Origin of the sequence: Aquabacterium sp., assembly GCF_004297345.1 — a bacterium.
Lineage (GTDB): Bacteria > Pseudomonadota > Gammaproteobacteria > Burkholderiales > Burkholderiaceae_C > Aquabacterium.
The window spans coordinates 1-13096 of sequence record NZ_SCTN01000390.1 but is presented as its reverse complement, the minus strand read 5'-3'; the positions used below and the strand labels follow the sequence as shown (position 1 = coordinate 13096).

Sequence of the window (13096 nt, the reverse complement as noted above, 5' to 3'; positions counted from 1 at the left end):
CCTGCGTCAAACGCAGCCCATGAGCCTGCGCCCGCATCGACGGCTGCGCCCTGGTCCTGGCAGATCGGCCAGCTTCAGTTCAACGTGGCGCGGCTCGATGCGCAAACGCAATCCACCCAGGCCTGGCCCGTGATCGACCAGCTGCGCTTCAAGGTGGGTGGCTTGAGCAGCCAGGCCAAGGCGGCGCCCGCTGCCTGGCAGTTGAACCTGCATGACGAGCACGATGCCACCCTGCTGGCGCAAGGCCATGTGCAAGCTGCCCGCCAGATGGTGGACGCACAGCTCAACCTCAGCAAAGTGCAGATCAGCCCCTGGCTGGCGCCGTTGGCCGATTCACTGAAGCTGCCGCTGCGTGTCGAACAAGGCCAACTCGCTGTGCAGGCACAACTCAATGCGAGGCTGACAGCCGCTTCCGCGCTGGAGCCGGCTGAAGCGCGTCTGGTAGCGGGCCATGTGGCGATCGGCCAGTTGCGTGCGCCGGCTGCAAAGAAGGGCTTGAGCGATCAAGTGGCATTCGATGAGCTGTCTCTGGATGGGATCCAGGTGCTGCTGGATCTGAATGAAGGCGCTGCGCTGCGTCAGGTCAGCGCAGACAAGCTCACCTTGAGCAAGCTGACTGCCGCGATCACGCGTGGTTCCCAAGGCGAGTGGCTGGGCATGTCCCCTGGCCCGACTACGCCAGCGCCCAAGCCTTCAACGCAAGGCGCAGGCGCGAACAAGCCCGCATCTCCTGTCCCGCAGTTCTCGCTCAAGGAGCTGCACTGCAGCGCCTGCCAGTTCGCCTTCAAGGACCAGGGCGTGAGCCCTGCGGCTGCCTTTGAACTGCACCAGACCGATCTGCACGTGGCTGATCTCAGCCAGGACCTGAGTCGCCCGATCGCCTTGGAGCTGGACACCCTGGCGCAAGGCAAGGGCCGCGTGCGCATCAAAGGCTCGGTCAAGCCGCAGCCGGGCCAGGTGGATGCACGCGTCAATGTGGCTGGGCTCGATCTGCGCGCCATTCAGCCTTACATCGATCCCATGGTCAACATCACCTTGGCCGGAGCCAAGGCCCAGGCAGATGGCCTGTTCAAGCTGCAGATGCCCGCCAACCGCGGCATGCAGGTGCGCTATCAAGGCCGTCTGGGCTTGAGCGACGTGCGTGTGCTCGATCGTGTCAACGATGCCGACTTCCTGAGCTGGCAAGGCCTCTCACTGGATGGTGCTGACGTGGCGCTGGATGGCGATGCTGTCGATGCCAATCTGGGGCGCATCGCGCTCAAGGATTTCTACGGCCGCCTCATCATCAACCCCAGTGGCCAGTTGAACGTGGCGGGCATCATGCGCCATGAGGCCGGTGCGCAGGCACGCTCGCTGACTACGCCTGAGCCTGCGGCGTCATCGCCTGCGCCCAAGCCTGTTGTGGCGGCTGCACCGTCGACTACCCAGCCGGCAGCCAGTGCACCACTGCTCGCTGCATCCAGCAAACCCGCGCCCAAATTGCGATGGCAACAGATCCTGCTGAGCAAAGGCCGCGTTGATTTCACGGACAACTTCATCAAGCCCAACTACTCGGCCCGCCTCACGCAGATTGAAGGCGACGTGTCTGCCGTGTCATCGACCAAGCCGGAGCCGGCTACCGTCAAGATCTCCGGCGCTGTGGACGATGCAGCACCCTTGCTGATCACCGGGCAGTTGCATCCTCTGGGGCCCAAGCTTTACACCGACATCGAAGCCTCTGCCAAAGGCATCGAGCTGACTCGCATGACCCCATATGCCGCACGCTACGCCGGCTATGCCATCGACAAGGGCACGCTCTCGGTCAACGTGCATTACAAGGTGGACGGCGGCAAGCTGGATGCCAGCAACAAGATCTTCCTGGATCAGCTCACCTTTGGCGAAAAGACGGACAGCCCCGATGCGGTCAAGCTGCCCGTGCTGTTTGCCGTCTCCCTGCTCAAGAACAGCAAGGGCGAGATCGACATCAATTTGCCGATCTCGGGCTCGCTGGACGATCCGCAGTTCTCGGTGGGCGGCATCATCTGGCGCGTGCTCGTCAACCTGATCACCAAAGCGGTGACGGCGCCTTTTGCCTTGCTTTCGGGCGGTGGTTCGGATGAGCTGGGTTATGTGGCTTTTGATGCGGGGCAGGGCGAGCTGACAGACAGCGCACGGCAGCGGCTGGACAGCCTGGCAGCCAAGCTGGTGGACCGGCCTGCACTCAAGCTCGCTGCCACGGGTCGCGCGGATCCTGCCGTGGACGAAGAAGGGCTGCGCAAGCTGCACGTGGATCGCCTGATGCGCGCAGCCAAGGCCAAGGCAACGGGTGAGGCACCTGCCGATGTGCAGATCGCCACACAGGAACGGAGCACATGGTTGGCAGCCGCTTACAAGGCGGCCGATATCAAGAAACCACGCAACTTGATCGGCATCGCCAGGGCCTTGCCTGATGCCGAGATGGAAGCCTTGCTCAAAGCCTCGGCGCCGGTCAACGCGCAAGCACTGCGCGATCTGGCCAATCAACGCGGCGATCAGGTCAAGGCGTATCTGGCCCACAAGCTGCCGCCAGAGCGCATTTTGCTGACGGCATCCCGTGTTGGTACGGATGGCTTGCCTGATGACAAAGGCCCATCTTCGCGCGTGCAGTTCGAGATCAAGTGATCAAGGTGCAGGTGCCGCCACCAGGGCATCGATCATGGCCTTGACGGCCCGCATCTGAGGCGCCTCCTGGCGGCTGAAGGGCAAGCCGCTGCCGAACTGCCAGTTGTCGCTCGGTGGGGTGGTGTAGCCCCAGAAATCCCAGCAGCCTTTGGGATTGAAGCCGAATGCCGAGCCGGGAGTGACCTGGCTGCTCGGCACCACCTGCGGGTAGAGCACCACGATGCCGGCGCTTTCTGCCCAGCGGTTGTAGCCCGCCTGCTCGACGAACACCGTGCCGTACGGCTGCCCATTGCCCATCACGAAGTTCTGCCCCTGTTCGCAGCCGTGAAAGGCCACATGCAGTCTGCAGTGCGCGTCTTTCAGTTCGCAGGCTTTGGGCACATATAGCCAGCCGGTTTGGTCCAGGCTGTCGAACACGTCCTTTTGACGATAGGGCGTCTGGTCAAAAGGCTTGAGCGAGCCGGGCGGGGTATCTGGTGCCGGCTGTGCGGAGGCCGGCAACTTGTAGATCCAGCTCAGCAGCTTGCCGGCGCCATCGATCTTGCAGCCATTGATGTAGGGGCTGCGCGTGACCTGGCATTGGCCATCAGCGGCGATCGGCATGCCATGCCCGGCGTGCGGGCCAGTCACCTGCTGCACCGCCTTGGCTGGCAACTTGGCATCGGCATAAAAGCGCGCCAGGCCCTTGACGATGGATGGATCGACCACTGGGTCGTCTTGCCCTGCATACAGCCAGACCCGGTGCGTGCGCAGATTGCTGATGCCGTCAACGTGGCCTTTGTTGGCCGCGATGGCGTCGGTGGCCCGTTCAGACAGGATTTTCTCAGGCAGATGCACGCAACTCAGTCGCGATATGGCTGTCATGAGACCGGTAGGGCCGCTGTTGTCGCTGATGTCGTAAGGGCAGGAGCAGGTCAGGGCGGCTGTCGTGACCGAGCCCATCGAGCAGCCGTAAGGGCCTGCCGCCACGATGCCGGCGCCCACCAGTGAACGGGAGTAAGCCACCTCGAACTGCGCAGCCATGTAGCCGCCAGATGAGAGCCCTGAGACCGATACCGCTTTGGCGTTCAAGCCTAATGCCGGCAGCGCCGGTGGCGCAGCTTGCGCCGCCCCCAGCAAGCGCACACCCAACAGCAGAATCAGGCAAGCACGCGCAGCGTGCCCCAAACAAGAGGTGGCCATGTATCGACTCCTGACGTGATGATGCATTTGCTGCGCTGCAGCATGTCGATTCACGATAGAGGAGGTGGCGTGTCTTGTCCAGAAAAACCGAGGGCCCTGCACCAGTTCGGTGGAGGGCCCTCGTGTCTGCCGTGAGGCAGCAAATAAGATGACAGCGTTGCTTTCGCAACCATCTTTGGTCTTTCAGCGTCTCAGCAGTTTGTCAATTTGCGACTTGCTGCCATATTGAGGCTCTGATCGGCCAATGATTCTGGTTGGATTTCTTTAGAATTGAAACCATTGTCGGAGGCAGGTCGGTATTTGTGCTGAATTGCCACTTAAATTATCCTGAAACCCGCTGTAGTCACGCAGTGGCGATGCGTTCGTGGCTGAACATTCAGCCCACACCTCTCTGATGGCTGGGGAACACTTGTCGCGCAACTGTTACCGTTTCGATCGTTTTGAGCTTTGTCCTGCCGAACGGGTTCTGTACCTGGAGGGAGAGCCGACGAACCTGGGTGCACGCGCCGTCGACGTGCTGAACGTTCTGGTGTCCGAAGGCGGGCGCCTGGTCAGCAAGGCCGAGTTGCTGGATCGCGTCTGGCCCAATCTGGTGGTGGAAGAAAACAACCTGCAGGTGCAGATTTCGTCTCTGCGCAAGCTCTTGGGTGCCAAATCGATCGCGACGGTGCCTGGGCGAGGTTACCGTTTCTGTCTGCCCGCTGAATTTGATGGTGAGATCAAACCTGCGGGGCAGGTCGCGCCCATCCCGGCGGCGAGCACCCACCTCGCTTCGGCGGATGTGTTGTCCGTTTTGCCCGCTCTGCCGGGCCCTGTCTGGGGCCGCGAGGCCGACCAGGCGGCGCTGGATGCCTTGTTGCCCGCCTCCCTGATCACGGTCGTCGGCCAGGCAGGCATCGGCAAAACGGCCTTTGCCCTCAGCGCCGCGCATCAATGGCGCCCTCATTGGGTTGATGGCGCCGCCTGGGTGGAGTTGGCCGCCATCGCAGATCCCGATCTGGTTGTGTCCATGGTGGCGCAGGGTTTGGGCTTGTCCTCCGGTGGGCAGGATCCTCTCCATACGCTGGTGGCCGCCCTCAAGCCTTTGCAGGTCCTGCTGGTGATCGATAACGCCGAGCATGTGCTGGACGCCGTGGCCAAACTGGTTCATGCCGTGCTGGCGGGCGCGCCCAATGTGCGCGTTCTGGTGACCAGCCAGTTGCCTTTGCGTTTGCCTGCAGAGCGTGTGTTCCGCCTGGGGCCCCTGTCCGTGCCTGAGGCTGGCGTGACCGTGGGCGAAGCCATGCAGCACGGCGCCGTGGCGCTGTTTGTGGATCAGGTCAAGGCGATCAACCGCTATTTCGAACTCAGTCAGGCGCAATTGGATCGCGTCATCGGCTTGTGCCGCAAGCTCGACGGTGTCCCTCTGGCGATCAAACTGGCTGCGGCGCGTGTGCCGCTGCTGGGCCTGCAGGGCGTGGAAGAGCGGCTGGGTGAGCGATTCAAACTGCTGCATGGCAACAGCAACGTCACGCCATCGCGCCAGCAAACGCTGCTGGCGGCGCTGGACTGGAGCCATGAGATGCTCTCCGCACCTGAGCGCGCCGTGTTCCGGCGTCTGGCGGTGCTGGCTGGCGGATTCACCCTGGATCTGGCCAAGGTGCTGGCACATGACCAGGATCTGGACGAATGGGCCGTGATCGACGTGCTCGGTTCTTTGGTGGACCGGTCTTTGGTGATGGCCGATGCGGGCGAGATGCCGCGATATCGTCTGCTCGACAGCATGCGCGATTACGCCGGGCTCAAGCTGGTTGAATCGGGCGAGTTGCCGGATATCCGTCGGCGCCATGCGCAGGCCATCACCTCGATGATGGACCAGTCCTACGAGGACTACTGGGCGCAGTCCGATGCCCAATGGCTGGCTCATTACGGGCCTGAAATCGACAACGTGCGCATGGCGCTGGACTGGGCCGTGCAGCACGACCAGAACCTGGCTGTGCGTTTGCTGGGTGCCACCGGGCCCCTGTTCCTGTTGATGGGCCTGGCGCCTGAGTGCCGTTTGCGTGGCCAGAACCTGGAAGTGCTGGCCACCAGCCCACAGCCGGGTGCGGATGTTGCTCGCTTCTGGCTGGAGCGCAGCCGTCTTTACTGGGGCGTGGGCAACACCCTCATGCACGACTTCGCCTTGCGCGCTTCGGCCTTGTACCGTGCGGCGGCGGATCGTCGCGGCCTGTACCTGGCCCTGCGCTGCCTCGCGGGTAGCGGCGTCTTGCCACCAGTGCAGGCCATGTCTGCACTGGATGAAATGGCCTCGCTGGAGCAACCTGACTGGCCGGCCCGCCTGTGTACCCAGCGCCTGTTGGCTGAGGTCAGCGTGCTCAAGTCCATCGAGCACATGGCCGAGGCGCGCCGTGTGTGTCAGAACCTGCTGGTGCGGGCGCAGAGCGCGGGCCTGGAGGGCGTGGTGTCGGCCGCGCTCAATGACCTGGCCTCGATCAGCATGGCTTTGGGCGACACCGATGCCGCCATGCTGACTTGCGAGCAGATCCTGGCGCGTGGCCGCCATCGCCGTGACAACTTCGTGTTGCATGCCTTGGCCGTGATGGCCTGCGTGGCTTTCGTCAAGAGCGATCTGCCTTTGGCACGTGCCGCCTTGACCGATTTCGTCAGCGCCTCTCGCAGCCGCGATTGGGAGTGGCTGGGCCTGTATGCGGGTCTGCTGGCCTTGCTGTCCGCGCTGGAAGGGCGGTATGAAGCCTCCGCCCGTATCGTGGGGTATGCGGCTCGCTCGTACGAGCAGATGGGCTCGCGTGACGTGGTGACGGTCTATGCCTGGTCGCGTGTCAATGGTCTGATCCAGGACGTGCTGGATCCGACGGTGCTGGAGCGGCTCAAGGGCATGGGCGCCGATCTGGATCCCGAATCCGTGTGTACCTGGGCCCTGTCGCCCCCACCCGGTTAGCGCTGGGGCATGAGCATGCAGCCGCAGCCAGGCGCGCCTCTGGCATCCATGTCGCAATGGCTGGAAGCCATCGGGCTGAGCCGGCTGGAGCCTTTGCTGCTGGAAAACGGCATTGCCGAAGACGTCCTCACCAGCCTGACCGAAACTGACCTTGAAAAGCTCGGTCTCACCATGGGTGACCGCAAGCGCCTGATGCGGGCGATCAATGATTTCAAACCGGGCGCCACGCCGCCGCATACCGAGTTGCGTCAGCTCACCATCATGTTCTGTGACCTGGTGGATGCCACGGCGCTGTGCGCACGGCTGAGCCCCGAGCAGTGGCGCCAGGTGGTGCTGGCTTACCAACAGGCTGCCGTGGCCGTGATCACGCGTTGTGGCGGTACGGTGGCGCAGTACCTGGGCGATGGGCTGCTGGTCTATTTTGGTTATCCGCAGGCGCAGGAAGATGCCGCCGCACGCGCCGTTCATGCCGGTCTGGAACTGGTTGGGCGCATTGCCGAGCTGGATATCGCCGTGGATGGCCGAGAGCACGTGCGCTTGCAACTGCGCATCGGCATCGACACAGGTCGCGTCGTGATCGGCGACATCGGTGCCGGCCCACGTCGCGAACAGTTGGCTTTGGGTGATACGCCGAATATTGCGGCTCGCCTTCAGGCTCTGGCCAAGGCCAATACCGTGCTCATCACGGATCAGACGCGGCGTCTGACCGCAGGCAGTTTCACTTACGAGGATCAGGGCGTTCACGCGCTCAAGGGCGTGACCGAACCGCGCCAGGTCTGGCGGGTGATGGGCGTGAGCGACACGCTCAGCAGATTTGACGCAGCCAGCGGCGGCGAGCAGCTCAGCCCGCTCGTGGGCCGGGTGCAGGAAATGAGCCTCCTGATGGACCGCTGGCAGACCGTGCTGCAAGTGCAGGGACAGGTGGTGCTCTTGTCCGGCGAGCCAGGAATCGGCAAGTCCCGCATGCTCAAAGAGCTGTGTGATCGTCTGGGCAATGCGGGCTTGAATGCCGTTCATCTGCAATGTGCCGCCCACCGTGCAGACAGTGCCTTTCATCCTTTCATTGATGCGATGGAGCGCCTCTTGCGCATCAAACCTGAGACGCCGGTGCCGATCAAGCTGGATCGCATCGATGCACTGGTGAATGAGCGCATGGGCGGTGCGACGCCTCGGCACGCGGCCTTGCTGGCCGCCATGTTGGCCATCCCTTCCGATGGGCGGCACGCCTTGCCTGTCAGCAGTGCGCATCAGCGCGAGCAAGACATCATCGAGGTGCTGGTTGATTTGCTGCAGGCGCGTGCCGGGCAGGCGCCCTTCCTGATGTTGTTCGAGGACGCGCACTGGGCTGATCCCGCCTCGATTGCGGCGCTCAATGCGCTCGTGGAACGGGCTCGCCAGGTGCCGGTGCTGATGGTGGTCACGCACCGTCCTGAGTTCACTCCAGCATTTGACCGACAGGCCCATGTGACGGCATTGAAAGTGCCTGGCCTGCGCCGAGCTGAAGTGATGGCGCTGGTGTCCCGCCTGATGGGCGATCAGGCTTTGCCGGACGCTTTGGCGCAGCAGATCGAAAACAGGACGGACGGCGTGCCGCTGTTCGTGGAGGAGCTGACCAAATCGGTGATGGAGCAAGCCAGCCGTGATGAGGCCGGCTTGCCGGCAGCCAGCGCCTTGCCCTCCACGCTGCGTGATTCGCTGATGGCCCGTCTTGATCGGCACGCCATCGCCAAGGAAGTGGCACAGATTGGTGCCGTGATCGGGCGAGAGTTTGCCCATGACCTGCTGGCAGCCCTCTTTCCGCAAGATGCGCAGCAACTGGACGATGGCATCCAGGCCTTGCTGAGATCAGGGCTGGCTTCACGCCAGGATGGTGATCGAGGGCCCGTCTATGTGTTCAAGCACGCGATGGTGCAGGACACAGCCTATGACTCCTTGCTCAAGGCACGGCGAGAAGGTCTGCATGCGGCCATCGTGCATCAACTGGAAACCCGCTACCCTGACACGGTGCAACATCAACCCGCCTTGTTGGCCCGCCATGCCAGCGCGGCAGGCATGGCCAGTTCCGCCATCCCCTACTGGCGCAAGGCCAGTGAGCAAGCCATTAACCGGCTCGCCTTGCATGAGGCCGCCGCGCACTTGCAGGCAGGCTTGCAGGCATCGGAAGGTTTGCCGGCCAATGCCAGTCGTGATCAGGTCGAGTTGCAATTGCACGCTTCATTGGGCACGGTGCACATGCTCGGCAAAGGGTGGGCTGCACCCGAGGTAGAGCAGGCCTACAAGCGGGCCAATGAACTGGCCAGCGCGGCCGACAAGGTCGATGAGGCCATCTGGCCCTTGTGGGGCGTGTGCGTGTATCACCAGGTGCGCGGCGAGATCGGGCAGGCCCAGGTCATTGGCCGGCGCATGGGCACCGTGGCCCGCCAGGCCAACAGCCGGCATGCCTGGCTCGTGCACAACATGATGCAGTCCCAGTTGTGCTTCTATGGAGGGCAACTGCAGGAGGTACCGGCCTACTGCGAGCAGGTGGAGCATGGCTTCAACGACCCGCAGGATCGCAACCTGATCGCCTTGTATTCAACCGATCTCAAACTGGTGAGCATGGTGCATGGCCTGCACGCGCAGTGGATCATGGGGCAGGTGGATGACCTTGATACGGCCTACGCCGCCATCGAGCAAAGGGCGTTGGCCCTGGCTCATCCATATTCATTGGCGTGGGCACGCACATGGGGCGTGATGGCTTATTTGCATGCCGGTGATCTGGACAGGCTCTTGCCCAGGTTGCAGGCCGGCTGGCATCAAGCCGACGAGCATGGCTTTGCCTATGTGTCGGCGATGGCGCGTTTTGCGATGGGTTGGTGTCGAACCCAACTGGGTCAGGTCGAGGATAGTATCGATCTGATGACGCAGGGCCTGGCAGCGTTCCAGGCAACGGGCGCCGGCATCGTGTTGCCCTTCTTCCTGACCTTGATGGCCGAGGTATGGGGGCGGGTTGGCCGCGTCGATGAGGCCATGGCCTGTCTGGCTCAGGCGCGCGAGCAGACCGATCGGGGCGGGGAGCGCTGGCACGATGCCGAATGGCACCGCATCCGTGGTGATGTCTTGCGCCAGATTCCCGGGGTGGACCAAGCCGAGATACGAGCCTGCTACCAGCAGGCCCTGGCGTTGGCCACGAGCCAGCGGGCCCGGAAATGGCAAGCTCGCGCGGAGGCCGCATTGGCGGCGCTCGCCTGAGCCTGCTGTGCCTGCTGAAAAAAGCTGATCAGGCCGCTGCGAAGATCTTGGCCATGTTGGCTGGATCGAAGAAGGCCATCGGCGTCACGGTCTGGCCAAACACACCGTAGTAGTTGTCGATCTGTTCCTGATTGCTGGCCAAGGCCATGAACAGCTTGAAGACGTCTTCCGTGGGTGGTGCGAGCTTGGCCATTTCTTGCGCAAACTGCAGCAAGGGCACAGATACCGCGTCACGACGAGCCTGGTAGTTGGCCAGGCTGTCGTCGAGCGAATGGCCGGCTTGCAGGCCCTCGTGAATGAGTGCGGCCGCCAGATCAGCATCGCGCAGCGCATTGGATATGCCGGCCGCCGTGATCGGATCCATGGTCACGCCTGCATCACCCACCAGGCACCAGCCTGGACCGGCAGCTTGACGGCAGAAAGTCGCGATGGCGCCGCTCAACCACTCGTCATCCCTGCGCCCGTTCTGAACGCGTGAGGCCAGTCCAGGGGCCAGTGCGGCCAGTTCGGACTGGAAGTGCGCTTCCATGTTGTCGCGAGCGGGGCGAGGTGCTCCTCCTGGCTGGATCACCCCGATCACTGATCGCCCGTCATTGGTCTCCCAGGCGTAGATCATGCGTTCCGGGCGGGAGAAGAACTCGACCCCATCGAGTTTGACACCCGTGAAGTAGGAATAGAGGTTGAACGAGCCTGCTTCCTTGGGTGATTCGTTGTACGTGTCTGCGCCCACGGCGCGGGCCACGCGGGAGTGTGTGCCGTCGGCGCCCACGACCACTTTGGCATGAGCCGTGAACGCACTGCCGTCTTGTAGCCTGCCGCGGATACCGGTGACGCGGTCACCGTCCTTGAGCACATCTTCGAACGTGACCCCCTGGCGCAATTCCACACCGGCAGCCAAGGCTGCATCCAACAGGACTTTGTCCAGTGCCAGGCGGCGCGGGGCCATGGCTGCGCCCACGGTTGAGCCGGGGGGCTGCCCACGCAAGGCCAGCTCGCCCAGGTCCAGCGAGAAACCCGTCAGCAGGGGGCAACCGGTCTCTTGCACGGCCTCCAGCAAGCCCCATTCATGCAGCAGATCGACCCCCGCATGCCAGATCAGGTGCGTGGACAGCCGGACATCGCTGGGTAACGTTGCTTGATCGACGATCAGTACTTTGTGACCCTGGCGGGCCAGCAGCAGGGCAGTGGCTGCACCGCCGCAGCGGCCGCCTACGACAATGGCGTCATACATGTTTGAGCTTTCAGACAATTTTTATTGGATGACAGAAAGTCGCGTGTCAGCGCATTGCAAGGCATATGTCATTCACATGTCAAGCGCCAGTCGCGCCATTTTGAATACAAGCGTGGTTCGATTGTCCTGAAATGCGGGTTTCGGCAGCTTTGCACAGATCAACCTTTGCGTTGCTTCAAGTTTGCTGCTTTTCCGTCGATCACGGAGCCATGGAGGGTTTATGAACACCATCTCATCCATTGCTTTATCGGGTGCGCATGCGGCTTCAACCCGTCTTGATGTGGCTGCCCACAACATTGCCAATGCCCAGACGCCGGGTTTCCAGCGCCAGGTCGTGCATCAACAAAGCCAGGAAACGGCTGGCGTGATGACGTCCATGGGCAAGGTTGATGAAGTCGGCGCGGATCTGGCGGCCGATCTGGTGGCGCAGATGGAGGCCAGCTACAACTACAAGGCCAATCTGAAAACCATCCAGACACAGGATCAGATGGTCGGCAGCATCCTGGACGTCAAAGCCTGAGTCCCATTCGGGGCGAAGAGGCAGCAAGTCGGGCCAGAATGGGCGCTGGATTCTTCCCGCCCGTTTGTGACCTTGCCCGCCGTTCGCCGTTTCATCGCCCATCTCGACATGGATGCCTTCTACGCATCCGTCGAGTTGTTGCGCTATCCGCAATTGAAGGGTCAGCCTGTTGTCATTGGCGGCGGGCGCAGGCATCAGCCCGTTGAGCGTGACGACGGGCAACAGCATTTCGCGCGCCTGCGTGATTACGTCGGGCGAGGGGTCATCACCACGGCCACCTATCCGGCGCGTGCGCTGGGCGTGCATTCCGGCATGGGTTTGATGAAGGCGGCTGCCTTGGCACCGGATGCCGTGCTGCTGCCTGTGGACTTCGATCAGTACCGCGCCTACTCACGGCGTTTCAAGGCCGCCGTGGCCCAGATCGCGACGCTCATCGAAGATCGCGGGATCGACGAGATCTACATCGATCTCACGGATATACCCGGTGCGCAGCAAACCGCAGATGGCGATGAACTGGCAGGTGTCAGGGCGCTCGCTGCTCGCCTCAAGGCGGCTGTGACCGAGGCCACGGGCCTGACCTGCTCGATCGGCGTGACGCCCAACAAGCTCTTGTCCAAACTGTGCTCGGATCTGGACAAGCCCGACGGGCTCACCGTGCTGATGCCCGATGACATTCCCTCGCGCATCTGGCCTTTGCCCGCCAGCCGCATCAATGGCATCGGCCCCAAAGCCAGTGCCAAGCTGGCGCGCCTGGGCATCGATACGATTGGCCAGCTGGCGCAGGCGGACCAGGCCTGGCTGATCGAGCAGTTCGGCAGCAACTACGGCGCCTGGTTGCACGCCGCCGCACATGGTCGCGATGAGCGCCCCGTGGTGACATGGCGTGCGCCCAAATCACTCAGCCGGGAGACCACTTTCGAGCGTGATCTGCACCCTCGCGATGACAGGGAAGCCCTGAGCCCCATCTTCACCAGGCTGTGCGAACAAGTGGCGCAAGATCTGCTGCGCAAGGACTACCTGGGGCGCACGGTCGGCGTGAAGCTGCGTTACGACGACTTCAAAATCGTCACGCGCAGCATGACCATGCCCGCGCCCACGCGCGATGCCACCGTCATCCGGCAATGGGCCGGGCGTTGCCTCAAGACCGTGCCGCTGGACAGGCGTTTGCGCCTGCTGGGCGTGAAGATGGAGTCACTGTGCAAACCGGATGAGGCCGTGCTGGCGCAGGAGCCGGGCGTGCCTTATTCACTGCCGCTGTTCGAGGACTTGTGACGCCATGAAGCTGACCATCGAGCCCGCTCATCTCTCGTGCACCGTAGGCGAAGGCCAGTCTCTGCTGGAAGCCGCGCTG

The 13096-nt window shown here is 62.9% G+C and carries 7 protein-coding genes; 5 read left to right on the top strand and 2 right to left on the bottom strand.

The features are described 5' to 3' along the window. On the top strand, nucleotides 1-2640 hold a 2640-nt coding region (locus tag EPO09_RS14965), incomplete at its 5' end, for a DUF748 domain-containing protein (RefSeq protein WP_290644126.1). Here EPO09_RS14965 and EPO09_RS14960 read toward each other — a convergent pair. Continuing rightward, a complete protein-coding gene (locus tag EPO09_RS14960; protein WP_290644125.1) occupies nucleotides 2641-3822 on the bottom strand; it encodes a poly(3-hydroxybutyrate) depolymerase in 1182 nt (393 codons plus the stop codon). 394 nt (nucleotides 3823-4216) lie between these two features. Here EPO09_RS14960 and EPO09_RS14955 point away from each other — a divergent pair, with 394 nt between their 5' ends. Beyond that, nucleotides 4217-6763 carry a winged helix-turn-helix domain-containing protein gene (locus EPO09_RS14955; protein ID WP_290644124.1) on the top strand — a complete coding sequence of 849 codons (2547 nt, stop codon included), beginning with the start codon at nucleotides 4217-4219 and terminating at the stop codon, nucleotides 6761-6763. Between the two features lie 9 nt (nucleotides 6764-6772). Beyond that, nucleotides 6773-9994, top strand: a complete 3222-nt coding sequence (locus EPO09_RS14950) for an adenylate/guanylate cyclase domain-containing protein (RefSeq protein WP_290644123.1) — start codon at nucleotides 6773-6775, stop codon at nucleotides 9992-9994. A gap of 28 nt (nucleotides 9995-10022) precedes the next feature. Here EPO09_RS14950 and EPO09_RS14945 read toward each other — a convergent pair whose 3' ends face one another. Next, nucleotides 10023-11225 (bottom strand): NAD(P)/FAD-dependent oxidoreductase, encoded by a 1203-nt coding sequence (locus EPO09_RS14945; protein WP_290644122.1) that lies wholly within the window; start codon nucleotides 11223-11225, stop codon nucleotides 10023-10025. A gap of 220 nt (nucleotides 11226-11445) precedes the next feature. On the opposite strand from EPO09_RS14945, the gene EPO09_RS14940 reads away from it, so the two are divergent. Next, nucleotides 11446-11745 (top strand): flagellar basal body protein, encoded by a 300-nt coding sequence (locus tag EPO09_RS14940; protein WP_290644121.1) that lies wholly within the window; start codon nucleotides 11446-11448, stop codon nucleotides 11743-11745. 72 nt (nucleotides 11746-11817) lie between these two features. After that, complete coding sequence (dinB, locus tag EPO09_RS14935; protein ID WP_290644127.1) at nucleotides 11818-13017, top strand: DNA polymerase IV; 1200 nt, start codon at nucleotides 11818-11820, stop codon at nucleotides 13015-13017. The last annotated feature ends 79 nt before the right edge of the window (nucleotides 13018-13096 follow it).